General features: G+C 58.0%; 1 protein-coding gene. It reads right to left on the bottom strand.

All coding sequences use genetic code 11. The features are described 5' to 3' along the window. Window positions 1–231 (bottom strand): sigma 54-interacting transcriptional regulator (locus SB756_RS36000; protein WP_410914031.1); only part of this gene is annotated, 231 nt, incomplete at both ends.

Genomic DNA, 231 nt, shown 5'->3' with positions numbered 1-231 from the left:
CGCCTTGCGATTACGCTCGGCAAAGCGCTGCAGAAAATGGCCAGCCAGCAGAGGGATATCTTCCCGCCGTTGCCGCAGCGATGGTACTTCAATCGCCACCACATTCAGGCGATAGTAGAGATCCTGGCGAAAACGCCCGGCATTCACCTCTGCGGCAAGATCGCGATGGGTCGCCGCAATCAGCCGGACATCAACCGAGATAGTCTGGTTGCTACCGACACGCTGAACTTC

The sequence above is a fragment of the Pseudomonas sp. SIMBA_068 genome, from assembly GCF_046534705.1.
GTDB lineage: Bacteria > Pseudomonadota > Gammaproteobacteria > Pseudomonadales > Pseudomonadaceae > Aquipseudomonas > Aquipseudomonas putida.
This window is presented reverse-complemented; position numbering and strand designations above follow the sequence as displayed.